The sequence below is a fragment of the Virgibacillus halodenitrificans JCM 12304 genome, from assembly GCF_001310895.1.
GTDB classification, from domain to species: Bacteria; Bacillota; Bacilli; order Bacillales; family Amphibacillaceae; genus Virgibacillus_Q; species Virgibacillus_Q halodenitrificans.
In genome coordinates this window covers 20,259-45,775 of sequence record NZ_BAZS01000003.1, presented here as the reverse complement: position 1 = coordinate 45,775, position 25,517 = coordinate 20,259, and the positions used below count along the sequence as shown (strand labels likewise).

The following is a 25,517-nucleotide window of genomic DNA, read 5'->3' as shown; positions in this document are numbered from 1 at the left end:
GTGTGCTTCCTAAGTTATCTATTCTTCTCTTCCATTAGTTCACTTAAACGTTTTGCAGATCCTTTAATTGTTACTGCTGACTGCTCAATCCCTCCGATAGCCTCCTCAAACATCTCAAGGTCATCCTGAATACGCTGATTACTCTCTTGTGTTTTTTCCATACGACTATCAATTTTACCAAAAGCTGCTTCCGTGTTAACCATCTGTGTTTTAATATCTGTGAGGAAGCCATCTACTTCCTGTAATGATGCTGAACTATTAAAAACCTGCTCATTTGTTTTGTTCACCAATTCTGTCACATTAGTTACTGAGCTTCCGGTTTGTTCCGCCAGCTTTCTTACTTCTTCAGCAACTACAGCAAAACCACGTCCGTGTTCTCCAGCTCTGGCTGCCTCAATAGAAGCATTAAGTGCAAGTAAATTCGTTTGTTCTGCAATTGTTTTAACAATCTCAATAATTTCCTTAATTTGTGTAGAAGTGGTTTCCAATCCTGCCATATCCTGATTTACTTTTTTTGTACCTGACTCCATGTTTTCAATGGAATCATTCATTTCTGCTAACTTTGCTTGTCCCTCATCAGCTGCTTTTTTCGCTTCTATTGCTAATTCAGTGCCTGATTTTGAATTGTTCGTAATTACATCTACCTGTCCAGTCATTTCTGTAATTGAAGCAATCGTTTCTTCTCCAAGTAAAGCTAATTCCTCTGCTGTACCCTCCAAAGAGTCAAGTATTCTCATTTTTGATTTTGCTTCTTCATCTTTTACACGGATCACTTCATCATCATAAGCCTCTAACACCACCTGCTGTTCTAAGTTCAATAATTTAGTCACAACTTTGATAGCAAGGACTCTGTCATCCTGATTTGGTAAATTTTTTATGATAATATTGAGCAATCCATCAAATATTTTCTGGAAGGATGCGATGTACCATTTTTGAGTCAGACCAATTTTTACATGGATTAAGGCAATACGCTTCCTTCGTTGAATAAATTCTTGACTTATCTCCCCTGAAAACATTTCAACAATATGACGATTTAGAGTTTTTTTCAAACGTTCAATGGAGCTGCTCGCTTCGATGATTTCCATTAAGTTAGGATTATGCTCCAAATTTTGATAGAAATTATCAATGATTGCAATATTTTCTTTCTCCACATAAGGCTTTAATGCCTGTGCAACTGCAAAATCGTCTTCTGTCAAATCAAGCATATTTAACTGTTTTTCCAAATCTGATCCTTTAGCAACTTGAAAAATAGGCTTCATTTTTTTGCTTTGTTCTAAAAGAGTTTGCTCTTGCACTTTTTCCAGCTTTTTTCTTTTTAATGTTATTGCCATGCTGTTAATACGCCCCTTAATTTACAGATATAATATTTATATCGGCTGGGTTACTGAAAATATTTAGTACAAAGGTCATGTTTTCAAACTAAATATCCAGTGAAAACATCCACTCTCTATTTAAGCTATAATGGGGCTTTACACTCGTATGATAGACATTCAGCTTCTGTTTCCATGCTTCAATGTCCGTCATGAGCTTGATGATAGACATTCCCTGCCTGTTTCCGTGCTTCAATGTCTGTCATGCGCTTGATGATAGACATTCCCTACCTGTTTCCGTGCTTCAATGTCCGTCATTCCTGCACTTCACCTGATATGGCTCCTTTTCTTAGAGATTTCCCGAACAATTAAAAAGACCACCCTAAAATAGAGTGGCCTTTCATTTTTTAATCTATCATCCCTTCATTTGTTCATGCAGAATATTCCCTGCAAGCGCGTATAATACCGCATATGTTACAAAATGGGATGAATTGTCATTTGTGTCCTGCTGTGGATAAACTTCTACATAATCCATTCCACGAATACCTAACTTTGCAAACTCGTGGACAAGCTCTAATAGTTCAAATGATGTTAGTCCGTTACCATCTACAGGTCCACCTGGATTAAAAGCGAAATCAAGTACATCACTGCAAATACTTAAATAAACTGCTTCCGTTCCTTTACTGGCAATGTCATAAGCTTTCTTTGCAAGTTCTGCTAAATCTTTCGCTTTTCGTATTTCTCTTACGGAAATTGTGGTGGCACCGACTTCTTCAGCATATTTCCCTGTTTCCGGTGCATTTCTTGGACCGTGAATGCCCATATGAACAATACTTTCATTCCTAACGCTTTCACTCTCATAAATACGATGGAATGGTGTGCTTCTAGCATATAAATCACCTTGATAATCTTTATAGTTATCGTAGTGGGCATCCAAATGAATAATACCTACCTGCCCATCCACTTCTTCACTTAATGCTTTTACAATTGGATAGGTAATACCATGATCGCCACCAAATGCTACAGGAAATTTATTTGTTTTCCAAACTTCGCTAGCAAAATTTTCAATGCGATTCATTGTTTCGATTGTATCTGCCGGTAAGACATCAACATCACCGAGATCACCAATTTTATAATGACTCAACACATCAATTCCATCTAATTCAGGTAAATATCCAGAGTAACGTGCTGAATTTAATCTGATTACTTTAGGACCAAGTTCACATCCAGTATAATCTCCCCATGTAACCGCACCTTCCCAAGGAACACCATAAATAAGTACATCCTGATCGTTAGTGGAATTATCTTTTAGGTTTACCTTTTTTCCTTCCAAAAAACATGGTGTATTACCGTAAAGTTTATTTTGACTCATCTGCGAACACTCCTAGATTATTATTTTACACCAGCAACTTTATCATATTCTTCAACAACTTCTTTAGATGGCCCACCGCCAAGCAGACTAAAGATTATTATTGCAATACAAGAAAACGCAAAGCCTGGGACCATTTCATATAATGCTGACCCGGTCATTGGCCATATAAATACAGTTAATCCACCAACTAACATTCCCGCTACAATCCCATTGCGAGACGTTTTACGCCAAAATAAAGAAAAGAGAATTGGCGGTCCAAAGGTGGCACCGAATCCAGCCCATGCATATCCTACCAAGTTGAGTACAGAACTTGTTTCGTTCCATGCAATTAGTACGGCAACAATGGCAATAACGAGAACTGAAATCCTTCCTACCCAAACAAGTTCCTTATCACTGGCTTGCTTTCGGAAATATCTCCGGTAGAAGTCTTCAGATAGCGCACTGGACGATACAAGAAGTTGAGAATCTACTGTACTCATTATTGCAGCTAGAACAGCTGCTAATAATATTCCGGCGATCCAAGGATTATAGACCACCTGTACGAGTTGAATAAACACTTGCTCTGAATCTGCAAGTGGTTGATCAAAGGTTACAATCCCTAACATTCCAACAATTAAAGAGCCGTATAAAGGGATAACAAGACCTAAACTGACGCTAATCAATCTTGCTTTTCTAATTTCTTTGTGGGAACGAATTGCCATAAAACGAGCTAATATATGTGGCTGACCGAAATAGCCGAGCCCCCATGCAAGAGCAGAAATAATTCCTACAGCTCCAATCGCGCCTGCTGAATCCCAAAACACCCCATTAGGCTGATCGTATGCAGTATCTGCAAAAGCATTTATTAGACTTGGATCAATCGAGCCTAGCTGATTAAACAGTTCTCCAAATCCACCTATAGATATAAGCCCATAAATTGCCGTAAACGCTAGTGCTGCAGACATTAATGCACCCTGAATAAAATCAGTAATACTTACTGCCAAAAAACCCCCTAAAAAAGTATAGGCTACAATTATAATTGCGCCCAAGGTCAATGAAAAATGATAACTGACATCAAAGGTTCCTTGGAAAAGCTTTGCCCCTGCGACAAGCCCCGATGCAGTGTAAAACAAGAAAAATGCTAGAATGAAAAGTGCGGATATAACCCGCAATAAATGCGATTTATCTCTATACCGATTTTCAAAAAACTGTGGAAGTGTAATCGAATCATTTGAGTATTCTGTATAAATTCGTAATCGCTTGGCAACATACTGCCAGTTGATCATTGCACCGATTGCCAAACCCACCGCAATCCACAAGCTCCAAGTTCCAAGGCCTGCAGCATAAGCAGCACCAGGTAGCCCGATTAATAGCCACCCACTAAAATCACTGGCTGCGGCTGAAAAAGCGGTTACCCAACTATTTAATTTCCTTCCTCCAAGTACATAGTCTGATAGAGTGTGAGTCATTCGATATGTAATGAGACCAATTGCGATCATCACAATAAGATAAGCAATAAACGTTACTAAAGTTGGATTCATTCTTTTTCACTTCCCTTCTCCGTGAAAAAGGTTATTGTTGCCCAAACAATTAGCAATGGCATGGGAACAGCAAACCAGAATAATGTCCAGCCACTAATAGCAAATTCCATCTAAACCCCTCCTATTGAATTAAAGAAAGTTCTTTTTACCTATTACCTTGATTCTTTTAGTTTAAACTAAATATTTTATAAAATCAAAAATTATTAAATTTACTGTTTAATTAGTTTTATGGTAAGCAGATTACAAGTATGCAATATTTTTAACTTGAGATGCTGGCCTTTTCAATAATAACTCTTTTTACCCGGTTTTTAAGTACTATATATTTAAATTTTTCGTTAAATTCAGAACCTTGAGCCCATATACTTATAAGCAATGTTTGGGTTAATCTTGTTTTAATGAAAGCATTTACATATTAAATCAAAACTATCAAGTTGCTTTCAATTACTAAAGGAGGAATCATATGAGAAAAACAGCTTATTTGTCTTTTTCCCTCTTGTTGTCCACCAGTATAATCTTTAGCTCGCAACCAAACATTAATGCCGAAGCTGATACCCCCCCTGCACCAACGATTGAGACAAGAGATAAAAAACAAGCCGTAGCTCAAAAGGCTCATCCTGTCTTTTCCTGGGGTACTCCAGGCCCTACTTCACCGGTGCTTCACCCCGGTTCTGCCCGTGGAGCCGGCATGATTAAGGGACCGTTATCGGATATTGACCAAGTTATGTTGAAGATGATCAATAAGAATGCAATGCCCGGTGCCGTTACACTAGTCGCCCGAAGAGGTCATATTGTTCAACATGAAGCATATGGAGATGCATTTCGTTATACCGATGATGAAGGGACATTAGCTGAGAACTCTATATCTATGAGAAAGGACACCATTTTCGATCTTGCTTCCATTAGCAAAATATTTACAACTACTGCGGCTATGAAACTGTATGAAGAAGATTATTTTGAGTTAGATGATCCAGTAGCTAAATATATCCCCGAATTTGCTGAAAATGGAAAACAAAATGTAACGATTGAGCAACTCATGACACATACTTCCGGCTTTAAGCCATGGATTCCTCTCTATACAATAGGTGAAAATCGTGAAGATCGACTACAATATGTTTTTCAATACCCGCTAAGTAATGAACCTGGTTCGACTTATACCTACAGTGATCTAAATATGATCACATTAGGCGCACTAATAGAACGACTTTCCGGACAAAGATTAGATGAATTTGTAGCTGATAAGATCACTAAACCATTAAAAATGAATGACACGATGTACAACCCACCGAAGCATTTAAAACAAAGAATTGCCGCAACAGAATTTCAGCCATGGACGAATAGAGGACTCGTTTGGGGCGAGGTGCACGATGAAAGCGCCTGGTCGCTTGATGGAATAGCTGGACATGCTGGTGTGTTTTCTACTGCAAAAGATTTAGCAAAACTCGCCCATATGTTCATAAACGATGGTCGCTACGGCGGTAAACAAATACTTCAGCCTAAAACAGTATCCCTGTTAGTAAATAATCAAATTCCACAATTTCCAGGAGATGAACACGGTCTTGGTTGGGAGCTTTCGCAAAGCTGGTACATGGATGGTTTATCAGAAGCCAGCTCCATAGGACATACTGGTTATACAGGAACCTCACTTGTTATTAATGGTAATAATGACACCATTGCCATTCTGTTGACAAACCGAGTACATCCGACAAGGGAAACAGTCTCCACTAATCCAGCAAGACGCCAGTTTGCCCGGCAAGTTGCAGATGCCATACCTGTTAGTATTCCAAGTAATGAAAAAGCATGGTTTTCAGGATATGGTGATCAATTAAATCGAACGCTTACGGCCGAATTAACAAACAATCAAGCTGCGGTCCTCACATTTGATACATGGTATCGAACGGAAAAAAATTACGACAAAGGTTTGGTTGAGATATCAAGTGATGGAAAGAATTGGTCTCCTGTTCATTCTCCTTTCACTGGAAGCAGTGTAGGGTGGAAGACCACAGAGATTCAAATTCCTGCACATGCAACCCATCTTCGCTTCAACTATGAAACAGATGCTTATAATAATGGCAGAGGTTGGTATGTTACTAATCTGGGATTAGAAACTAAAGAAGGACGAAAACTACCTCTTTCCTTGAAAAGTGACGATTGGACAAAAAGAGCTTACTAAAAAACATTAAAGGAGGTTAATAATAATGTTTTCTAAAAAGACGAGCTTTCTTCTTATATTATTTACTATCATAGTTTTTAGTTCTCTTAGTACTACACTAATTTCTGCAGAGGCAGAAAACCACATAAATGATGTCATAATTTTACAAAATGTACCTGAAGCAGATATAAACGTAGAAAATAAACACATTGATTTACAAGCATTACACCTTTATAAGGATGGACATTTCACAGAGATAAATAAAGATATAACTTGGAGTTCACGTAATAAAAATGTTGCTACTGTAGATCAGAATGGAAAGGTTACTTTTACTGGTCAAAATGGCCGCTCTTGGATTACTGTATCAGATGGTAAATTTACAGATCAAATTGCTGTCCATCATAAAAAAGGAAAACAACTTGTTCTAAAGAGTAAGGGAGAACGCTATAATCTCATTGAACAAGCAGTCGAGCGTATGACTATTAAAGAAAAAATCGGGCAGATGTTAATGCCTGACTTCCGTAAATGGGATGGTGAGGACGTAACGGAGATGCTTCCTGAAATTGAACAGTTAGTAAAGGATTATCATTTAGGTGGGATTATTCTTTTTAGAGAAAACGTAGTGACAACAGAACAAACAACAAAACTTGTAGCAGACTATCAAAACGCCGCTGAAAATTATGGCCTCATGATAACAATAGATCAGGAAGGAGGCATTGTGACACGCTTGCAATCCGGAACTGACATGCCAGGAAACATGGCATTGGGTGCAACTCGTTCCCCGGAATTAGCAGCACAGGTTGGAGAAGTAATTGGCGAAGAGCTGAACGCACTTGGTATCAATATGAATCTGGCACCTGTATTAGATGTTAATAATAATCCTGATAACCCTGTAATTGGTGTACGTTCATTTGGTGAAGATCCTAAACTTGTTGCTGATCTAGGAGTGGCCTATTCCAAAGGATTACAAAACACTGGAGTAGCAGCAACTGCAAAGCATTTTCCAGGCCATGGAGATACAGCGGTTGATTCCCATTTAGGAGTGCCTGAAGTGCCTTACGATTTAGAACGTTTAAAAAAAGTGGAACTATATCCATTTCAACAAGTAATGAATAATGAAATAGATGCTGTTATGACAGCACACGTAACTTTTCCAAAAATAGATAACACAAAGGTTATTTCAAAAAAAGATGGCTCGGAAATTTCATTACCTGCTACCCTTTCCTATAAAGTACTGACAGAGCTAATGCGAGAAGAAATGAATTATGATGGATTGATTATTACTGATGCTTTGAATATGAAGGCAATCTCCGATCATTTCGGCTCTGTTGACGCAGTGATTCGAGCAGTGAATGCTGGTACTGATATAATCCTAATGCCTGTAGGACTGGAAGAAGTAGCAGAGGGATTATACGAGGCTGTAGAAACTGGTGAAATAACAGAAGCACGTGTAAGTGCTTCTGTAGAGCGAATACTCAAGTTAAAGATTAATCGTGGGATTATCAAGAAAGAGAATCCATTACCAATCTCTGCAAAGATAAAGAATGCGGAGCAGATTGTTGGCTCAGATCAACATAAAGAGGTTGAGAAAAAAGCAGCTGACCACTCAATAACACTTGTAAAGAATGATGCTATTCTACCCCTTTCTCTCTCATCAGAGGATAAAGTTGTTGTAGTTGGCAACACATTTATTACAGATCTTTTCGACGCAGTGAAAAGTCACCATGCGAACACAGAATTGATACAGGCTACCGGACCAATTTCCAATAGTCAGCTTGCTCAATTACAAGAAGCTGCAACTGTAATTGTAGGAACATATACGTATAACGTCAACGGCCGATCACCAGAAAGTTCACAAATGCAGTTGGTAAATCAGTTGATAGAACATGTAGAAGCACCTGTTACAGGAGTAGCAATTCGAAACCCATATGATATTATGGCATATCCAGAAATTGATGCCTTCATTGCTCAATATGGTTTCAGAGATGCAAGCTTCCGGGCTACCGCAGCAACATTGTTTGGTAAAAATAACCCTACTGGCCTTCTGCCTGTCACGATTCCTAACCAATATGGTGACATTTTGTATAACTTTGGAACAGGCCTTTCTTATTAAGAAAAATTCATTTTTATAATTAAAGGAGTGTGTTGGAAAATGAAAAAATCGTTTATTATGTTTTTTACGGCACTTCTGATCTTAAGTTCTCTCACTGCTGCATTTGCTGATAGGGGAAATGGAAAAAAGAAAGGAAATTCAAACGAGCTAAAATTAGGAGTGGAAATTTTACTTGAAGAACAAAAAAGCCTTATTGAAGGAAAGCGGGTTGGTTTAATTACCAACCTACAGGAGTTGATCAGGATTTAAACAGTATTGTTGATCTATTGCATAATGACCCTGACGTCGATCTTACAGCACTTTACGGTCCGGAACATGGGGTGCGTGGTGACGCACAGGCAGGTGAATATGTGGAGTACTATTTGGATGAAGAGACCGGCTTACCTGTATACAGTTTATATGGAAAAACACGTAAACCAACACCTGAAATGCTCGAGGGCATTGATGTATTGCTTTTCGATATTCAGGATGTAGGAACACGTTTCTATACGTATATTTATACAATGGCTTACGCAATGGAAGCAGCACAGGAAAACGATATTCCATTTATTGTACTTGACCGTCCAAATCCGCTTGGTGGTCATAAAGTAGAAGGCCCGGTGCTTGACCCCGATTATGCATCTTTTGTTGGAAAATATCCAATACCATTACGCCACGGTATGACCGTCGGTGAATTGGCAGAGTTATTTAATGAAGAGTTTCAGATTGATGCTGACTTGAAAGTAGTAAAAATGAATGGTTGGAAAAGAAATATGTATTACGATGATACCGGCCTGGAATTCGTTTTACCATCTCCAAATATGCCAACACTGACGACAGCAATTGTGTACCCGGGTGCAGCTTTAATTGAGGGGACCAATGTATCAGAAGGCCGTGGGACAACGAAACCTTTTGAGCTTATCGGTGCACCTTTTATAAATGGAACCGACCTTGCTGCAGAATTATCTAAGAAGAATTTGCCGGGAATGAAATTCCGTGCAGCATCTTTTACACCATCCTTTTCAAAGCATAGCGGCAAATTAAGTCATGGCATTCAAATTCATGTAACAAATAAGAAAGCATATAGGCCTGTAGAAACTGGACTGCACATTGTAAAAACAATTCATGACATGTATCCGGAGGATTTTGCATTTCGAGCAGAAAACAGTTCAGGTATTTCGTTTTTTGATAATCTAATTGGCAATGGTTGGGTTCGCGAAGCAATTGAGAGCGGATCATCTGTAAAGGAAATTCAAAAGCAATGGAAACATGAGTTGAAAGACTTTGAGAAACTACGTAAAGGCTACCTATTATACTAATATCATTGAATAGTCTCAGCATATATGAGAACCGAAAAAACAGCATCCGCTTATAGGGATGCTGTTTTTATCAATCTTATCCTTTAATTGCACCTTCTGTCATTCCCTTTGCAATCCTTTGCTGGAAAATGGCATATAATATAATAACAGGAGTAATTGCTATGACCAGACTTGCAAATAATGTGCCCCATGCGTTCGTATATTGCGCCTCACTGCTTATAAAATCAATTGCTAGAGCTAATGTGTAATTTTCCTGTGTTTGCAAAAAGATCAGTGCCATAAAGTATTCATTCCAAAACTGTATCGCATTCATAATAGTCACCGTGATAATTCCTGACATACTTAGCGGAGTAATAATCTTCCATAACACTCCATACGGAGACAGACCATCCATTGCTGCCGACTCTTCTAAGGATTTAGGTATTGTACTCATAAAACTTGTTAAAACAAAAATCGTAAATGGCAACTGACTAACCGCATAAACAATAGACAGACCAATAATATTATCAAGCAAGTTTAGTTTCATTAATAAAAAGAATAATGGGATCCAGCCTAATACCATAGGAATCATCATAGCAGATACATACAATGTAAATAAAAACCGACTTCCTCTAAAATTCAATCGTTCAATTGCGTATGCAGTTGGAATAGCTAGCACCAATGTAATTACTGCCCCCAACACGGTAACGAATAAACTATTAAAGACGCTTGTATCTATATTATAGTTGTTCCATGCGTCGATAAAGTTTTGCCAGCTAAAGCTTTCCGGAAACCCCCAGGGATTTCTGTAAATTTCAGCGTTTGACTTAAACGCCCCAAGAAACATCCAAAAAATTGGGTACAACACAGCAATTGTCCATAAAATCAGAGGAATTCGTATCCCTGTTCTTCCAAGGATTTGACCAACACTTCTTTTCACCTTCGTTTCCTCCTTTGCTATTTCTTCTACCTTAGTACTCCACTTTGTCTCTTCGCATAAAGAATTGCAGAATTAGCACTGTTAGTAAGGAGAATATAAGAATCATTACTCCAATTGTTGCTCCATATCCGAAGTTGAATTGAACAAAAGCTTGTTGATATAAATACGATCCCATAACATGTGTAGAGTTATTTGGCCCCCCACCAGTCATAACCTGTACAATAATAAAGGAACCGTTTAATGTAGTTATTACGATATAAAGCACGGAAATTTTAATCTGTGGCCATATTAATGGGAGGGTAACTTTCCAAAATTGCTGCCATTCATTAGCACCATCAATTTCTGCAGCTTCATAATAACTTTTCGAAACATTAGCTATTCCTCCCATCAGCATTAGCATAAATAAGCCGATACCAGCCCAGATGGATGGCAACACCAAACTTGGTAATGCCCATGTTTCACTTCCAAGCCAAGGTCTTGCCCAACTCTCAAGTCCAATAAATTCTAACCCCGAATTAATTAAACCGAGACTTGGGTTATAGATAAAGGTCCATAATATACCTATTACAACAACTGACATAATATTTGGGAAGAAAAAAACAATTCGATAAAAAGGAGCTTCCTTAATTTTCAATTGTGTTAAAGCCACAGCGATAAATAATGCCATAACCATAATACCAATTACTTTTGTTGCCACGAGAAAATAATCATGAATGATTGTTCCGGGAATAATTGCATCATTAAAAAGCTTTATGTAATTGTCGATCCCTATAAAATCTTTATTCTGTGAAGAGCCTGACCAATCAAAAAATGAATAATATAAGCCACTAAACAGTGGATAAAGAGTAAAAATTGCAAACATGATAAATGTAGGAATCAAACAAAAAGCCAAAAAAGTATATTTTTGTTTTTTTGACTGTACCATTCCATCACTCTTTCCTTTTAAAAATGAACGGTATGGGACATGGAGCAAAGGAAATGCCCTATATCCCATACCAGCCTCATTTTCTTATTTACGGTAATCCGCTGCAGCTTTTTCAGCTTCCTGAACAAATTCTTCCGCAGACATATTACCTAACATTAAGGACATTAATGCATTGCCAATTGGTGTCTCTAAATCTGCACTCATCGGGTGTGGCTTCTCATAGATTTGTACTTGCTCTGGATCATTAATCATAGCATTAGCTTCCGTTAAGTAGCTAGGTACATTTTCGTTTTTAGTCAAATCTACCCCAGTAATATTCATAATTGCTCCTGTATGCTCAGAGAAGGACATTGCATAATCTCTTGTAAAAGCGAATTCAACAAAAGCCTTAGCCGCTTCAGGGTTCTCTGCGTTCTCAGCAATTGCTAATGGACGCAAATCAGGTACAATGGCGAAAGGTTCTCCCTTATCTTGCATAGGTGAAGGGATAAAACCAAATTCTAAGCCATCAGGTATGTCATTTGCCATCTCATTAGGCAACCAGAATCCTACTGGAATAAAAGCATTTTCATGTAGAAGGAAGTTCATTTGTGATTGGGTATGGTTCAACGCTCCCAACCCTTCATCAAACATACCTTCCTTTTGCATTTTTTCTACCTTTTTCATTGTTTCCAAAACTACATCACTGGTCCAGGCTCCCTCTTTACCAGTAATCAAATCTGCTAACAATTCATCTCCACCTGCTGCGCCAAATGCTGGATAGAGCATGCCGCGGAGGAAATAATAAGGATGCTGACCAGATGTTACAAAAGGTTCAATATCTGCTTCTTTTTTAATTTCCTGCATAGAGCTCATAAAGCTATCAAAGTCACTTGGAACTTTAAACCCTTCTTCTTCAAACCATGCTTTGTCATACCAAGTTCCCCATGTATCAAAAACTAATGGAAGGGAGTAGATTTCTCCATCAAATTTACCTGGCTCCACGATAAAGCTATCAACAAGCTTATCGCCATTATCCAGTTCAATATCCTGTACCCAGTCAGTTAAATTCATCAACTGACCGTCTTCTACCATTTGAGTTTCACTAGATCCAGCACCATCAATGTAAACAACATCTGGCGGATCATTAGACACCCATCTGGAACGCATCTCATCATTAATATTAGGACCTGCATGCTCAATCACGTTTACATCAGGATATTTTTCTTTAAAATCCCCAATAACTTCTTTCCACCACGAATCTCCATACCCTCCAACAAAATACTGAATTTCCAGATCTCCGGAGATCTCTCCATTACCGCCTTCTGCTGTATTTACGGATTTGTCGGAACCGCTATCCTCATTGCCACCGTCATCTGATGAACAAGCAACTACTAACGCAAGCATTAACATGACTGCAAACAAAAACAGCGTGCGAACATTGATTATTTTTTTCAATGTATTTACCCCCTTTATATTTTTAATATATGAAACTCATTAATAGATTATTAATCTATTAATGTTGCTTCCTACGATGATAGTGATTTAATTGCGTTTCTTACATATCCATTGTTTTCAACAATTGCCTTTCTTGCTACAGAAAGCGACACATCACCTTTAATCATGACAATCGCGGGCTTCACTTCATAATTAGTTTGTTGTAGTACTTCCCCTGCCTCTTCATATGTAACATTGGTAATCTCCATAATATTTCGCTTTGCTCGTTCTCTTAATTTATAGTTACTCGCATGTACATCAACCATTAAATTTTCATATACCTTACCAAGCTTAACCATTGTAGCAGTACTAATCATATTAAGGATCATTTTGTGCGCTGAGGCAGCTTTTAATCTTGTAGAACCAGTCAGTACTTCTGGTCCCACAATTACTTCTATATTACAATCTGCATATTTACTTATTACTGATTCTTTATTACTTGATAAAGAAATAGTATATGCTCCTAATTCTTTAGCATATTTAACAGCTCCTATGGGATATGGAGTTCTTCCGCTTGCTGTTATTCCAATAACCACATCTTTCTTAGTGAACGATTTAGCTTTGAGATCAAGAATGGCTTGATCCTCCTCGTCCTCTGACCCTTCGATTGCTTTAAAAAAGGCTTGCTCTCCTCCAGCCATAACAGCTTGAATCAAATCAGGTGAGGTCATAAAAGTCGGTGGACATTCAGATGCGTCCATCACACCAAGCCTGCCACTTGTGCCTGCTCCGACATAGAACAACCTCCCTCCAAGGGAGAGGGAATGAAATACTTTATTAACAGCAAGATCCACTTGTGGCAAAATTGCCTCAATTGCTAAAGCCACTTTTTTATCTTCTTCATTCATCAGTTTTAATATTTCTAAAGAAGACATTTGATCCAATTGCAAGCTTTTGGTATTTCTCTTTTCAGTTGTTAAGCCCGCTAATTCCATGAATATGCCATCCCCCTTATCTTTATATTCACGTTAAATAAACCGCTTACATTTTTATTTAATTTAAATTTTCTTAATTTTTATTAATTATAGTTATGTTGAACTATTTTGTCAACTATTTTTAAAGTTAATAGTAATTTTATTTCAAAAGCTATTTTTAAGTAGTTTCTCCTTTTAAAAAAGAAACTGCTTTTCTTGTCTCATCCAGATAGGTAATCGTTTGCTTATACTCTTGTGATGCCAGGCACATTAACAAAATATCAATAACATGCAACTGGGCAATTCGAGAAGAAGTTGCTCCACTTCGAAAGGTTGCTTCTTTTGCTGCTGAAGTATGTAATGGTATATCAGTAAATGGAGTGATTAACGCATTTCCGTATTTGGTTATACTGATCGTTTTAATCTTATTTTGCTTAGCAAGTTCAAGTAATTTAGCGATTTCCTTCGTATTCCCTGAGAAGGAGATTCCGACAACCACATCTTTCGGCCCCTTATTAGCAATTGCCGTAGCAGCCATATGCACATCTGAAACTGCATGAGCATTTTTATTAATACGTATAAATTTTTGTTCTGCATCTTTTGCAGCTAAATATGAGGCTCCTACACCGATAAATACCACGGATTGTGCATTACTTAATAGAGCAACAGCTTCCTGTATGTTTTTTTCGTTTAGAATATCAACTGTTTCTCTCAAAGTTTGAATAGTATTACTTGTAACCTTATCTATGATGGTTTTTACATCTTCCTCTGGGTCTATGTCTCGATAGCCGCGTACATCTTCTTCCTGTAAATCACCAGCAACACGAATCTTAAGTTCTTGAAAGCCACTGAAACCGAGTGATTTACATAGACGGACCACTGCTGCACTGCTTGTATTACTCTTTTCACCAAGCATTAAAGCTGTAAGAAGAATAGATTCCTCAGGATTATTCAATATATACTCCGCTATCTTTTTTTCTGATGGAGCCAAATGATTAACCATTTCTTTAATTATGGTTAATCCACCCTTAATATGAGACATCTTAGTCACCTCATTTATGTAATTATTATAGCTAATAAATTCTGACTGTAGACAATTCCTGTTCGTAACTGCAGATCCAACTAGTGAGTCGACAAATAGAAGGAGATGCCATCTTACTTATTAGTTCTTATAAATAACATTAGCTGAGAAGCATTAAAATAACAAGTATTTTCTGAAATTTTATTACAATAAAATACATAGACTGTAAAATCTTATTTATATTTTACAGTCTATGTATTTTAAACTACTCTATGCTATCTATTAACTTTTGTGTAAACAACTCACACCTTTTTATGTCTTCTAATTTTGGTGTGAGATCTACTTTAAGTCTTTCCTCAAGCAAATCAGCCCCGCATTTTTGCAAGCGATCAGCAAGTAAATCAATTGCTCCTCCAAATGTATCGTAGAAGGAATCACCAGATCCAAATACACCAACAGATTTACCTGTAAGATCTACATCTTCCAGTTCTTCATAGAAATCTTCTACTTCATATGGTAGCTCTCCATCATCCCATGTATATGTGCCAATGAGAAGACCATCATATTTAAGAAGATCATGTACGTCAATTGGATCATAATCAAATGTTTTAATTATCACCTGGTAATCTATTTTTCGCAAGTACTTTTCTATCGCATCTGCCATTAATTCCGTATTCCCAGTCGAACTGGCATATAATATCAATATGTTCCCCATTATCCACCTCACCTTTTATCAATGTCATGTTAAATCAAGTTTAATTGATAATGAGAATTAATTTCAATAATATTTCAAATGCAATTATGCCAATTTTACAACTTTCTTGGCAAAATTGATTTTCATTGGCTACAAATCCTTAACTTTAAAAAGGTGGTATACTATTGTGTAAACCATTGACCAACTCATTAATAATGGTAAGCTCCTGTGTGATTTCTACTGAAAGGTTTAACTCATCTACCAGTGGCTCAATCTGATGGAAAGTTTGTTTATTCATATAAAGAAGATCAGGTATCCCTTCAATCGTTTGGAATAAATTCACAAGTTGTTGCTGAGCAGTTTTATTCTCTATTGTGGTATCGAGAAGATCTTGATAAATAACCATTCCTTGTGTATGATCTGCAGCGATGGATAAGACAGGGAATCTTGGTCTTTCGTTTGGATCTTCTTGAACAGGCAAATCTACGTACTGTAGATTAAATTCTATTTCAGCCTTTATTCTTTCTGTATTTTTTTTCAGTCTTTTAATGCTAAGTTCAGAAATCTCTAACTCGACTTGAGAATCGGTCTGCTTATGAATTAAACGCTCGATATCCCATATCTCATTCTGGAATATAATATTTCCGGCCTGCTCGCAGGGGACTTTGACAATCGAACTTCCCTCAAAAAATCCAGGGAGCTCAAGACCACTTTTGATCTCCTTTAAAAATTCTAAGGTTTGGGACATCGCTACTATTAATAGTCTTGCTTCCTCAGCATCTATTTCCCAAGGATTGTAGCCAGGAACATAGCTTATGAATAAAGGCCATGCTTTTTTGCCACGGAAATTAGTATTAAATGATTTAATGAATTTATACTCATTCCTTGCTAAGTCTTCCCTATCTTCAAAGCTAAGCAGAAGACTGCGTTGTTTCAGCATAATAGAGAATGAATCCCTTCCCCCCGTTGCCGTTTCAATTAAAGATTGAAGTCCAGCTTGTCCAATGTAAACCGCAAGACCAAATGTTTCTTCTCCTGCCCCAAGTACGGAACAAAATAAATTTTCTTTAGTGACAGGATCCACAATGGTGAAAACCTCATCATCCCGAAAATTCTTCCAAGGCTTTTGTCTGTGGAACTCTTTCGCCGTTTTTAATACTTCTTCCCATATGTCTGGATAAATCGCTTCATCTGCAAAAACGACTTCTAAATCGTTGTTCACCTTTTCTACTAACTTTTTACTGTCAGCAAACTCCAGATTAATATCGCCTGCCAACAATTCTCCTCTGCTATCTTCTGGTGGGGCAATATTTTTTGCATTAATACACCTGGGATAGGAGTCCCCTTCTTTAGGTTGAATAATTTTTGTCAAGGTAATTTCATGTTGCCAATCATCCCCATAATCATAAACATAATTAATTTGATCCCCAACAACTTGAAACCATCCCGCAATATTTTCTTCTTCAATATAATACGTTGATGATTGCTTTATACTGGGGCTCCAAAAACTTTCATTGGGATCATCCTTTGATGTCATTCTAATTCGCTTCACTTCTTTTCCATTTGTTCTAGCGACAAAGAACCCAAATAAATGAGATGCTGACCATTCAAATGCAACCTGTATTATTTCGTGCAACTCTTCAAATGTAGTTTGTCCATCAAGCTGAATATCCCTATATACTGGAAGTCCTACATCTTTAAGTACTATTTTTAATTCATAGATCATAATCCCCCACCTCACTTTTCTTCTATCTTAACATGTGTTATGAAAAATTGACTTCTTATTTCTATCAATTTGTTACCTAAAATTACGCTTCATGAATATATTGTATAGATTACAATTATAGCAGGGAGGAAATCATATGTACCATGGCATATCTCCTATGTTGTTCAGTTTTCCTTATAGCAAAAACCTCATGCAACATCCATATAATTTAAATCATCCTGAAGGCATACCTCAAAATGTTGAAAGAGCACAGCAGGATCAAAAGAAAGAAAACGATAGACACACGCATGCATATTTTGGAACTACCACTTGTGAGAATGGGCATGCACATTTACATCCTGGAGTAAGTGGGCCTGCCATCGAATCAGAGGATGGGCATTTTCACAGAGTATATGGAAATACTACTTTTAATGACGCACATTTTCACTATTATGAAGCACATACAGGACCACCGATTCAGTTACCCGACGGATCTCATATCCATTATACAGAATTTCAGACAAAAGAAAGTAATGGACATGTCCATACTATTAAAGGATTTACTGCAGCTTTAAAATGCTAATTATTTTTATTGTAGCAATTTGGTTCCACTTCTTGTTGACTGCTGTTTATCACTTATTATTAATTGGCTGCCCTCTTACAATTTTGGAAGTTTTTTCACGAAATATGGTAAGGTAATTTTAGACACATTCAAAAACGGCAGGTGATAAATTATGACAACTAACAGAAGACCAAATCGATTAATCTCTGAAAAATCCCCTTATTTGCTTCAGCATGCCACAAACCCAGTAGATTGGTATCCTTGGGGTGAGGCTGCCTTTAATAAAGCCAAAAGAGAAGGAAAGCCTATTTTTTTAAGCATCGGATATAGTACTTGTCATTGGTGTCATGTAATGGCACACGAGTCTTTTGAAGACGATGAGGTTGCTACGTTATTAAATAAACATTATGTGGCTATTAAAGTTGACAGAGAAGAACGCCCAGATGTTGATGCTGTATATATGAAGGTCTGTCAGATGATGGAAGGTCACGGAGGCTGGCCGCTAACTATCTTTATGACACCAGATCAAGTCCCTTTTTACGCAGGGACTTACTTCCCAAAACAATCTAAATACGGCAGGCCAGGTCTGGTTGAAGCTCTTCAGCAATTAAATTTGAAATACACAAATGATCCGAAACATATTACCGAAGTTACGAATAGCGTAAAACAAGCATTAGCTAAAACCGTCTCTTCTAAAAGCAAGCAAAGATTGAATAATGACTTTATTCATCAAGCTTTTCACCAGCTGGGGAGAATCTTTGATTTTAATTATGGTGGATTTGGCAGTGCACCTAAATTCCCTATGCCACAAAACAGTTTATTTTTACTGAGGCATTATTATTTTACGGATAAAACAGCTGCTTTAAAAATGGTTGAATTGACATTACAATCCACGGCTTCGGGCGGGATCTATGACCAAATTGGTTTTGGTTTTTCTCGCTACTCAACTGATGAAAAATGGCTTGTACCTCATTTCGAGAAAATGCTTTACGACAATGCACTTTTACTCAACGTTTTCACAGAGGCCTACCAACTTACAGACCATCCTTTATATAAGAAAATCGGTGAAGAAATTATTACATTCATCAGGCGAGAGATGACCAGCAGGGAAGACGCCTTCTATTCAGCCATTGATGCAGACTCTGAAGGTGAAGAAGGAAAGTATTATGTGTGGGAAGAAGAAGAAATATTTGATATCCTCGGCAATACTGTCGGAGAAATTTTTGCTGAAGTGTATGATATTACACCCTACGGCAATTTTGAAGGGAAAAATATCCCAAATTCAATCAATGTTAGCCTACGAAAAATACTGGGCGATAAGAACCTACTCCAGCAATTGGAAACAGCAAAGGAGCAGTTACTGAAAGAGCGCGAAAAACGTGTTTATCCACATGTTGATGATAAAATACTAACTGCCTGGAACAGCATGATGATCGCAGCATTAGCCAAGTCCGGGAAAGTTTTTCAAAACGAAAACTATACGATGATGGCAGAGAAGGCAATGAACTTCATTGAAAAAAATCTTATTAAACAAAATCGTCTTAAAGCACGGTATCGTGATGGAGAGGCAAAATATAATGCCTACTTGGATGATTATGCGTACATGATCATTGCCTATTTGGAATTATATGAGACAACCTTTTCTCTTTATTACTTGAGTCAAGCAAGGAAGTTTAGTGAGCAAATGATTGACTTATTTTGGGACGAACAGGATGGTGGCTTTTTCTTCAGTGGGAAGGACAGTGAAGAATTAATTTCCAGAGATAAAGAAATTTATGATGGAGCGATCCCTTCTGGAAACAGTGTTGCAGCTGTGGCTCTCGTGCGGATGGGTTCATTAACTGGCGAAATGTATTTCCTCGATAAGGTCGAAACGATGTATTATACCTTTTATGATGATATTAATAGACAGGCTTCAGCAGCTCCTTACTTTATGCAAAGTTTACAACTTACAGAGAATGCAACAAAGGAAGTGGTCGTGATTGGTAATAAAAATGATCCAGCCCGTATCAAGCTATTAAAAATACTCCAAACAACATTCTTGCCGAATGTAAGCGTACTGGTAACTGAGAGATCAGAAGACCTTATATCTATTGCCCCATTTGCAGCAGAATACAGACAACTGGAAGATAAAACCACTGTGTATGTATGTGAAAATTTCAGCTGTCAACAACCGACAACGGATATAGATAAAGCAATAGAAAAAATAATTGAAAAGTAAAGTTATTATAGTGGTTGCTACTAACTAGCTGCCACTTATTTTTGTGGTCATTTTCATGTATACTGAAATTATTCATAAATAAAGGAGCCTATCAACATGGTTAAAGTAAAAATGAACGTCCAAACCGCTTATCATGGTGAATTACTGCGTGCTGGTAAAGTATACGAAATTGACGAGGAAACAGCTAAGCGCTGGATTGTGAGCAAGCTTGCCGTACGCGTAGAAAATTAAAAAATCCCATACTATAGGATAAAGATTTGTTATAAAGCAGCTGCGGGCTATAAGTAATCAAATGCTCTTTTACCAAGGTATTTCACGCAGTGGGAGAAAACTGCGTCGTAGTGAAAACCTATTTCCCAATTAATATAAAATAGCTAAATAACACCGCTACGGAAAAATACTGCGCTAAGGTGTATATCTCAAAGCTATTAAAGACAAGAGCTACTTATTCAATACCTCAAATTAATCAATAGCACATACCAATTGATTGAAGCGGAAGGGGGCGACTCCTGCCGGAATAGCATGAGCTGAAGACCCTGCACGAAGCGTAGCGGAGGAAGCGGCTGAAGCCATGCCGGCGGAAAGCGTCCCCCTGTAGTGGAAATCAATGGGTCCATTCATCTCCTTAAAATGAGATAAACTACTGCCAAGTTACGTCGCAGTTTATCTATATTGCGAATTGCAATTCATTGAATAACCCTATTAGAAACACTAAGAAAAGGCCGTGGCACATCTGATTGCCACGGCCTTTCCTCTGTATCTATTTATTCGCAAAGAATTCTTCCGCTTTTTCAAGAAAAACTTCTTGATCTGGTGAAAGATCATATTCTTCTTCTATCGCCTCTACCGGGCAAACAGCTTTACATGCTCCGCAGTCAATACAAATATCCGGATCTATGTAAAACTGATCTTTCCCCTCTTCTATGCAATCAACTGGACACACGCTCACACACTCACCGGATTTCTCAGCACGGCATGGATCCAAAATAACGAAAGCCATATTACTTATACCTCCCTTGATCCTTAAACAAAGATAGTTTTACCTATCTATTATTTAATGATACATGATATTGACATTGCAAGTAAACAGCTTAAACGATTTTTCATGTTTAGGAGGAAAAATAAAGATGTTTGTGTAATTTGCACCCTGGGTTAAACGATGCTCTACATAAAGGACAGGCGGACTCAGCTTCAAAATAATTATCTATAGTCAACTCAGCTCCGCAATTACCGCATAATATTACCTTCTCATCAAATTTTTCTTTTGGCCACAAAGCAGTTTGTCCACAACCATACTCTCTATGACATTGATAACATGGATAATAACTATTACAACAAAAGAATTTTATAGCAACGCGATCAGCCTCAGAATAATAATGCTTGCAACGAGTTTCAGTATCAATAGCTCCTTTTACTTGAAAACCATGTGTTTCCATTTCTCTCCCTCCCTCCTTAGATTCTATTATAACGGTTACGTTTTATATTTTACATGTAGGGTAAATAGTAACTAAACACATAGACAAAAGGAGTTTTGACATATGAAAAAATATAGTGTAGCACCGAATGTAGACGTAACTGGTTGGTTTGTAAAATTGGAAGACGTGGCACCGGAAGAAGTATACGATGCAAAAGATGATGCGATTGCAGCTGCAGAACAAATGGCGAAGGAAAACAGTCCAAGTTTATTAGAAATTCTAGATAAACACCACAATGTAGTTGAAGAGAAAAGATATTAATAGCTGTTTAAATTATACAACCAAATAGGAGAGGTGATTTTTTATGAAACAAACAATTAAAGACAATAAAGTAGGTATAGCTGTTGGAGTCGGTGCAGTTGCTGGAATATCTTATTTATTAATTAATTCTAATTCAAGAAATAAAATGAAAGACACAACGAAAAACGCAAAAAATACTGCTGGCGAATATGTAAATGAAATTAAACAAGATCCAAAAGGAAAAAAGAACGAATATGTAAGTAAAGTTAAGTCAGTTGTCGAAAACGCCCAAAATGCACTGAATAAAGTGCAATATGTATTAGACAATCAAGGCAAGGATATTAAATCTACGACTGAAGATATTGTTGATCACACGAAAGACATTGCCGCAACAGCTGCTGATGCGAAGGATGAATTAAAAGATGCTGGTGATGATATGAAAAAGGCAAAAGAAGAACTTAAGCATTCCTCTACTGACACGAATGGAGAAGCATCTAAGAAAACAAAAGAAACAGACCATCATGTTATTAATGACGCTATCGAATAAGAGAAAAGAGCTGCAAACACTCAAAGGAGGATGTTTGCAGCTCTTTATTTTGTAAATCTATTTTTTCAATTTAGCCAATTGCTCAGCGAGCGCGTTATTTTTAAATCCATCATCTTGTTTCTTTAAATATTTATTAACATCTTTCTTTGATACTTTATGTTTTTTCTCGCGCTGTTTTCGCTCATTAAATGTAGACAATTTCTCTCGATGGCCACACTTGCATATAAACATTTGGCCCTCACCTTCACCACGGAGCTCTAAACGTTTATGACAATTAGGACAGCGAGCATTGGTGACCTTTGCTATGTTTTTCTTATGGCCACAAGCACGATCTTGACAGACAAGCATTCTTCCATTTCTATTTTTGATTTCCAACATTAACTTGCCACAATCCGGGCATTTCGTTCCTGTAATATTATCATGCTTAAATTTCTCATCACTGCCCTTTATTTCTTCTACTACCTCTTTAGCATATATTTTCATTTCGCTTATAAACTTTTTCTTCTCTAGCTTCCCTTCCGCAATCATACCTAACTTCTGCTCCCACTCAGCTGTCAATGCTGGTGAACGTAAATCTTCCGGAACCAGGTCAAGCAACTGACGACCTTTTGAAGTAAGAAAGATATACTTACCTTTTTGTTCCATATACATACCATTAAACAGCTTCTCAATAATATCAGCACGAGTGGCTACCGTACCTAAGCCACCAGTTTGGTTCATTGTTTTTACAAGCTTTTTATCTTCCATGTAACGCACTGGGTTTTCCATTGCTTGCAAAAGTCCACCTTCAGTGAAACGCTCCGGTGGCTTTGTTTCTCCTTCTGTAAGGTTTAAGGCCAATCCAGTAAACGTGGTTCCCTTTTCTATAGTAGGAAGGGTTTGATTGTCATTTGACTCATCATCTTCATATTTATTGTCATAAATCTCTTTCCAGCCCTGCTTTTTAACAACTTTTCCCTTAGCAACAAAACTTTCCTTACCAATTTCTGCATGTATAGTAGTCTGCTCATATTCGTACGGATCAGATAAGACAGCCAGGAATCTCTTAACAACCAAATCATAGATTTTTCTTTCCTTATCATCTAAATCAGTCAAGATGACCTGTTGTTCTGTAGGAATAATAGCATGGTGATCTGAGACTTTGGCATTGTCTACCACTGCCTTTGTCAGCTTAAAATCCTTGCGGAGCAATTTTGCTGCTGATTTGGCATATTGATCCACTCCACATGCCCTCAACCGATCTTTTAAAGTTGGAACAATATCACTGGAAATAACACGTGAATCTGTTCGTGGATAAGTAAGTACTTTATGTTGCTCATATAATTTTTGCATGATGGAAAGCGTTTGTTTTCCAGAGAAATTAAAAATTTTATTCGCATCTCTTTGTAACTCTGTTAAATCATAAAGTTGAGGTGCAAATTTTTTCTTATAAGTCTTTTCTACATGTGTCACTTTGGCTGGTTGTTTTTTCAAATCGTGTAAAAGCTTCTCTGCTTGCTCTTTGGAAAAAATTCTTCGATTATTTTTCGCATCCTGCCAAGTTAGTTTAAAGCCTTTATTTGTATTAGCTTCCACTCCATAAAATTTCCTCGGCTTAAATTGATTTATCTCTCTTTCTCTCGTAGCTATTATAGCTAGTGTTGGTGTCTGAACGCGTCCACTGGAGAGTTGTGCATTGAATTTGGTTGTAAGGGCTCGTGTTGCGTTTAAACCAACATACCAATCGGCTTCAGAGCGCGCTACTGCCGCGTCAAAAAGATTTTCATATTTTTTTCCAGACTTCAGATGTTTGAAGCCATCTTTTATTGCTTTATCAGTAACGGAGGAAATCCATAAACGTTTCACAGGCTTTGTTACTCTTGCTTTTTCTAAGATCCAGCGAGCAACGAGCTCTCCTTCCCTTCCCGCATCCGTTGCTATAACAATTTCTTTGACATCCTTTCGATTCAATTGAGTTTTCACTGTGCTAAATTGCTTTCCAGTTTTCTTAATGACAACTGTTTTTAGATTGGAGGGAAGCATTGGTAAATCCTCCAGCTTCCATGTTTTATATTTATCATCATAGACTTCAGGATCAGCCAGAGTAACTAAATGCCCAAGTGCCCAAGTTACAATATAATTAGAACCCTCCATAAAGCCATTACCTTTTTTACCACAATTTAGAACACGTGCGATATCCCGACCTACAGAAGGTTTTTCTGCCAATACGACTGTTTTACTCATTAATAAAATCCTCTCTATTAAAATGGCGTAAATAATTCCAACATAAGACGTTTATACATACTTTACCATATTACTCTATATTCTTGCATTGGCCTGCATCCAACTTAAGATTATTCCAAGCACAAAGCACTTCAATTTTCCATAAACTATATTCAGAGTTGAAGTAAAGGATTTGATGCTATGCTGTTTTATACAGGACTATTACTACTTGTCATAGCTGTAAGCTTGGATGGCTTTGGAGTCGGCATCACTTATGGCATGAGAAATATTCGTGTCCCCTTCCCTGCTTTGTTCATCATTATGATATGTTCTGGTGTAATTGTCGTAATTTCAATGACCATAGGAAATGTTATAAGTTCCTGGTTCACACCTACTGCTGGGAAATTTTTAGGAGGTAGTATTTTAGTTGCGTTAGGGCTATTCTCCTTGTGGAACAGCATAGGTAAAAATAACGATGAGAAAGGTAAGAATAAAAATATCCTGACGACTGTTTTATCCACTCCCGATTCGGCAGACCTTGACCAATCAGGAACTATATCTACCGGTGAAGCTTTTTTACTTGGAGCAGCACTTGCACTGGATGCACTTGGAGCTGGTATAGGTGCTTCTATGCTTGGCTACTCACCAGTTATAACCGCCTTTCTGATCGCTTGCATGAGTGGTATATTTCTTTTTTCAGGAATCCGCGTAGGAATTATTTTAGCAAAAAATGAAAAATTGCGCCGCATGGCAGTAATCCCCCCGGTACTTCTTATTACAATTGGTATTTTGAATATCATTGTTTAGACATGAGTAGCTCCCCTATTATAAAGTGTAAGGGGAGCTTTCCCGTG

21 protein-coding genes and 1 pseudogene are annotated in these 25,517 nt (G+C 37.5%); 9 read left to right on the top strand and 13 right to left on the bottom strand.

Features of this window, described 5'->3' with window-relative positions:
* Nucleotides 1-14: 14 nt before the first annotated feature.
* From JCM12304_RS02725 to putP, 3 genes are all read right to left on the bottom strand, one after another.
* The gene (locus JCM12304_RS02725) at nt 15-1,331 is read right to left on the bottom strand and encodes a globin-coupled sensor protein (protein ID WP_019376039.1); all 1,317 of its coding nucleotides are present in this window, start codon (nt 1,329-1,331) and stop codon (nt 15-17) included.
* A 394-nt stretch (nt 1,332-1,725) separates the two neighbouring features.
* The gene (locus JCM12304_RS02720; protein ID WP_060678471.1) at nt 1,726-2,682 is read right to left on the bottom strand and encodes an agmatinase family protein; all 957 of its coding nucleotides are present in this window, start codon (nt 2,680-2,682) and stop codon (nt 1,726-1,728) included.
* Between the two features lie 20 nt (nt 2,683-2,702).
* Nucleotides 2,703-4,202, bottom strand: coding sequence for a sodium/proline symporter PutP (gene putP / locus JCM12304_RS02715; RefSeq protein WP_060678470.1), 1,500 nt, complete (start codon nt 4,200-4,202; stop codon nt 2,703-2,705).
* 460 nt (nt 4,203-4,662) lie between these two features.
* Between putP and JCM12304_RS02710 the strand changes: the two genes are divergently transcribed.
* The 3 genes and pseudogenes from JCM12304_RS02710 (at nt 4,663) to JCM12304_RS02700 (ending at nt 9,762) form a co-directional block, all read left to right on the top strand.
* Nucleotides 4,663-6,372, top strand: a complete 1,710-nt coding sequence (locus JCM12304_RS02710) for a serine hydrolase domain-containing protein (RefSeq protein WP_060678469.1) — start codon at nt 4,663-4,665, stop codon at nt 6,370-6,372.
* Between the two features lie 25 nt (nt 6,373-6,397).
* A complete protein-coding gene (locus tag JCM12304_RS02705) occupies nt 6,398-8,464 on the top strand; it encodes a glycoside hydrolase family 3 protein (RefSeq protein ID WP_082387958.1) in 2,067 nt (688 codons plus the stop codon).
* 39 nt (nt 8,465-8,503) lie between these two features.
* A pseudogene (locus tag JCM12304_RS02700) lies at nt 8,504-9,762 on the top strand (exo-beta-N-acetylmuramidase NamZ family protein).
* Nucleotides 9,763-9,838: 76 nt separating this feature from the next.
* Here the strand turns inward: JCM12304_RS02700 and JCM12304_RS02695 are convergent.
* The 7 genes from JCM12304_RS02695 to JCM12304_RS02665 form a co-directional block, all read right to left on the bottom strand.
* Nucleotides 9,839-10,681, bottom strand: coding sequence for a carbohydrate ABC transporter permease (locus JCM12304_RS02695; RefSeq protein WP_019376032.1), 843 nt, complete (start codon nt 10,679-10,681; stop codon nt 9,839-9,841).
* Between the two features lie 31 nt (nt 10,682-10,712).
* Nucleotides 10,713-11,606, bottom strand: a complete 894-nt coding sequence (locus tag JCM12304_RS02690) for a carbohydrate ABC transporter permease (protein WP_026041315.1) — start codon at nt 11,604-11,606, stop codon at nt 10,713-10,715.
* Nucleotides 11,607-11,690: 84 nt separating this feature from the next.
* Nucleotides 11,691-12,998 (bottom strand): ABC transporter substrate-binding protein, encoded by a 1,308-nt coding sequence (locus tag JCM12304_RS02685; protein WP_060678542.1) that lies wholly within the window; start codon nt 12,996-12,998, stop codon nt 11,691-11,693.
* A 116-nt stretch (nt 12,999-13,114) separates the two neighbouring features.
* On the bottom strand, nt 13,115-14,017 hold the full coding sequence (murQ, locus tag JCM12304_RS02680) for an N-acetylmuramic acid 6-phosphate etherase (protein WP_019376029.1): 903 nt from the start codon (nt 14,015-14,017) through the stop codon (nt 13,115-13,117).
* Between the two features lie 157 nt (nt 14,018-14,174).
* Nucleotides 14,175-15,038 carry a MurR/RpiR family transcriptional regulator gene (locus tag JCM12304_RS02675; protein ID WP_060678467.1) on the bottom strand — a complete coding sequence of 288 codons (864 nt, stop codon included), beginning with the start codon at nt 15,036-15,038 and terminating at the stop codon, nt 14,175-14,177.
* A gap of 244 nt (nt 15,039-15,282) precedes the next feature.
* A complete protein-coding gene (locus tag JCM12304_RS02670) occupies nt 15,283-15,732 on the bottom strand; it encodes a flavodoxin (protein ID WP_060678466.1) in 450 nt (149 codons plus the stop codon).
* A gap of 145 nt (nt 15,733-15,877) precedes the next feature.
* A complete protein-coding gene (locus JCM12304_RS02665; protein ID WP_060678465.1) occupies nt 15,878-17,437 on the bottom strand; it encodes a plasmid pRiA4b ORF-3 family protein in 1,560 nt (519 codons plus the stop codon).
* A 136-nt stretch (nt 17,438-17,573) separates the two neighbouring features.
* Between JCM12304_RS02665 and JCM12304_RS02660 the strand changes: the two genes are divergently transcribed.
* From JCM12304_RS02660 to JCM12304_RS19855, 3 genes are all read left to right on the top strand, one after another.
* Entirely contained in the window at nt 17,574-17,999 is a 426-nt protein-coding gene (locus JCM12304_RS02660; protein WP_060678464.1) for a YmaF family protein, read from the top strand.
* A 151-nt stretch (nt 18,000-18,150) separates the two neighbouring features.
* Nucleotides 18,151-20,199: a thioredoxin domain-containing protein gene (locus tag JCM12304_RS02655; protein ID WP_060678463.1), complete on the top strand. Its 2,049-nt coding sequence runs from the start codon at nt 18,151-18,153 to the stop codon at nt 20,197-20,199.
* A 96-nt stretch (nt 20,200-20,295) separates the two neighbouring features.
* Nucleotides 20,296-20,430: a hypothetical protein gene (locus JCM12304_RS19855; protein WP_019376023.1), complete on the top strand. Its 135-nt coding sequence runs from the start codon at nt 20,296-20,298 to the stop codon at nt 20,428-20,430.
* A 529-nt stretch (nt 20,431-20,959) separates the two neighbouring features.
* Here JCM12304_RS19855 and JCM12304_RS02650 read toward each other — a convergent pair.
* Both JCM12304_RS02650 and JCM12304_RS02645 read right to left on the bottom strand, forming a co-directional pair.
* Nucleotides 20,960-21,199: a DUF362 domain-containing protein gene (locus JCM12304_RS02650; RefSeq protein ID WP_019376022.1), complete on the bottom strand. Its 240-nt coding sequence runs from the start codon at nt 21,197-21,199 to the stop codon at nt 20,960-20,962.
* A gap of 109 nt (nt 21,200-21,308) precedes the next feature.
* Complete coding sequence (locus tag JCM12304_RS02645) at nt 21,309-21,635, bottom strand: CHY zinc finger protein (protein ID WP_060678462.1); 327 nt, start codon at nt 21,633-21,635, stop codon at nt 21,309-21,311.
* A gap of 102 nt (nt 21,636-21,737) precedes the next feature.
* Here JCM12304_RS02645 and JCM12304_RS02640 point away from each other — a divergent pair, with 102 nt between their 5' ends.
* Both JCM12304_RS02640 and JCM12304_RS02635 read left to right on the top strand, forming a co-directional pair.
* Nucleotides 21,738-21,935, top strand: a complete 198-nt coding sequence (locus JCM12304_RS02640) for a DUF2188 domain-containing protein (RefSeq protein ID WP_019376020.1) — start codon at nt 21,738-21,740, stop codon at nt 21,933-21,935.
* A 43-nt stretch (nt 21,936-21,978) separates the two neighbouring features.
* Complete coding sequence (locus JCM12304_RS02635; protein WP_060678461.1) at nt 21,979-22,461, top strand: hypothetical protein; 483 nt, start codon at nt 21,979-21,981, stop codon at nt 22,459-22,461.
* Nucleotides 22,462-22,518: 57 nt separating this feature from the next.
* On the opposite strand, the gene JCM12304_RS02630 is transcribed toward JCM12304_RS02635, so the two are convergent.
* Nucleotides 22,519-24,684, bottom strand: a complete 2,166-nt coding sequence (locus tag JCM12304_RS02630; protein ID WP_060678460.1) for a DNA topoisomerase III — start codon at nt 24,682-24,684, stop codon at nt 22,519-22,521.
* Nucleotides 24,685-24,864: 180 nt separating this feature from the next.
* On the opposite strand from JCM12304_RS02630, the gene ytaF reads away from it, so the two are divergent.
* Complete coding sequence (ytaF, locus tag JCM12304_RS02625; RefSeq protein WP_060678459.1) at nt 24,865-25,470, top strand: sporulation membrane protein YtaF; 606 nt, start codon at nt 24,865-24,867, stop codon at nt 25,468-25,470.
* Nucleotides 25,471-25,517 lie beyond the last annotated feature (47 nt).

Excerpts from the sequence above, each read along its gene's own strand:
- JCM12304_RS02725 (WP_019376039.1), bottom strand. The coding sequence starts at position 1,331 with ATGGCAATAACATTAAAAAGAAAAAAGCTGGAAAAAGTGCAAGAGCAA.
- JCM12304_RS02720 (WP_060678471.1), bottom strand. The coding sequence starts at position 2,682 with ATGAGTCAAAATAAACTTTACGGTAATACACCATGTTTTTTGGAAGGA.
- putP (WP_060678470.1), bottom strand. The coding sequence starts at position 4,202 with ATGAATCCAACTTTAGTAACGTTTATTGCTTATCTTATTGTGATGATC.
- JCM12304_RS02710 (WP_060678469.1), top strand. The coding sequence starts at position 4,663 with ATGAGAAAAACAGCTTATTTGTCTTTTTCCCTCTTGTTGTCCACCAGT.
- JCM12304_RS02705 (WP_082387958.1), top strand. The coding sequence starts at position 6,398 with ATGTTTTCTAAAAAGACGAGCTTTCTTCTTATATTATTTACTATCATA.
- JCM12304_RS02690 (WP_026041315.1), bottom strand. The coding sequence starts at position 11,606 with ATGGTACAGTCAAAAAAACAAAAATATACTTTTTTGGCTTTTTGTTTG.
- JCM12304_RS02685 (WP_060678542.1), bottom strand. The coding sequence starts at position 12,998 with ATGTTAATGCTTGCGTTAGTAGTTGCTTGTTCATCAGATGACGGTGGC.
- murQ (WP_019376029.1), bottom strand. The coding sequence starts at position 14,017 with ATGGAATTAGCGGGCTTAACAACTGAAAAGAGAAATACCAAAAGCTTG.
- JCM12304_RS02675 (WP_060678467.1), bottom strand. The coding sequence starts at position 15,038 with ATGTCTCATATTAAGGGTGGATTAACCATAATTAAAGAAATGGTTAAT.
- JCM12304_RS02670 (WP_060678466.1), bottom strand. The coding sequence starts at position 15,732 with ATGGGGAACATATTGATATTATATGCCAGTTCGACTGGGAATACGGAA.
- JCM12304_RS02665 (WP_060678465.1), bottom strand. The coding sequence starts at position 17,437 with ATGATCTATGAATTAAAAATAGTACTTAAAGATGTAGGACTTCCAGTA.
- JCM12304_RS02660 (WP_060678464.1), top strand. The coding sequence starts at position 17,574 with ATGTACCATGGCATATCTCCTATGTTGTTCAGTTTTCCTTATAGCAAA.
- JCM12304_RS02655 (WP_060678463.1), top strand. The coding sequence starts at position 18,151 with ATGACAACTAACAGAAGACCAAATCGATTAATCTCTGAAAAATCCCCT.
- JCM12304_RS19855 (WP_019376023.1), top strand. The coding sequence starts at position 20,296 with ATGGTTAAAGTAAAAATGAACGTCCAAACCGCTTATCATGGTGAATTA.
- JCM12304_RS02650 (WP_019376022.1), bottom strand. The coding sequence starts at position 21,199 with ATGGCTTTCGTTATTTTGGATCCATGCCGTGCTGAGAAATCCGGTGAG.
- JCM12304_RS02645 (WP_060678462.1), bottom strand. The coding sequence starts at position 21,635 with ATGGAAACACATGGTTTTCAAGTAAAAGGAGCTATTGATACTGAAACT.
- JCM12304_RS02640 (WP_019376020.1), top strand. The coding sequence starts at position 21,738 with ATGAAAAAATATAGTGTAGCACCGAATGTAGACGTAACTGGTTGGTTT.
- JCM12304_RS02635 (WP_060678461.1), top strand. The coding sequence starts at position 21,979 with ATGAAACAAACAATTAAAGACAATAAAGTAGGTATAGCTGTTGGAGTC.
- JCM12304_RS02630 (WP_060678460.1), bottom strand. The coding sequence starts at position 24,684 with ATGAGTAAAACAGTCGTATTGGCAGAAAAACCTTCTGTAGGTCGGGAT.
- ytaF (WP_060678459.1), top strand. The coding sequence starts at position 24,865 with ATGCTGTTTTATACAGGACTATTACTACTTGTCATAGCTGTAAGCTTG.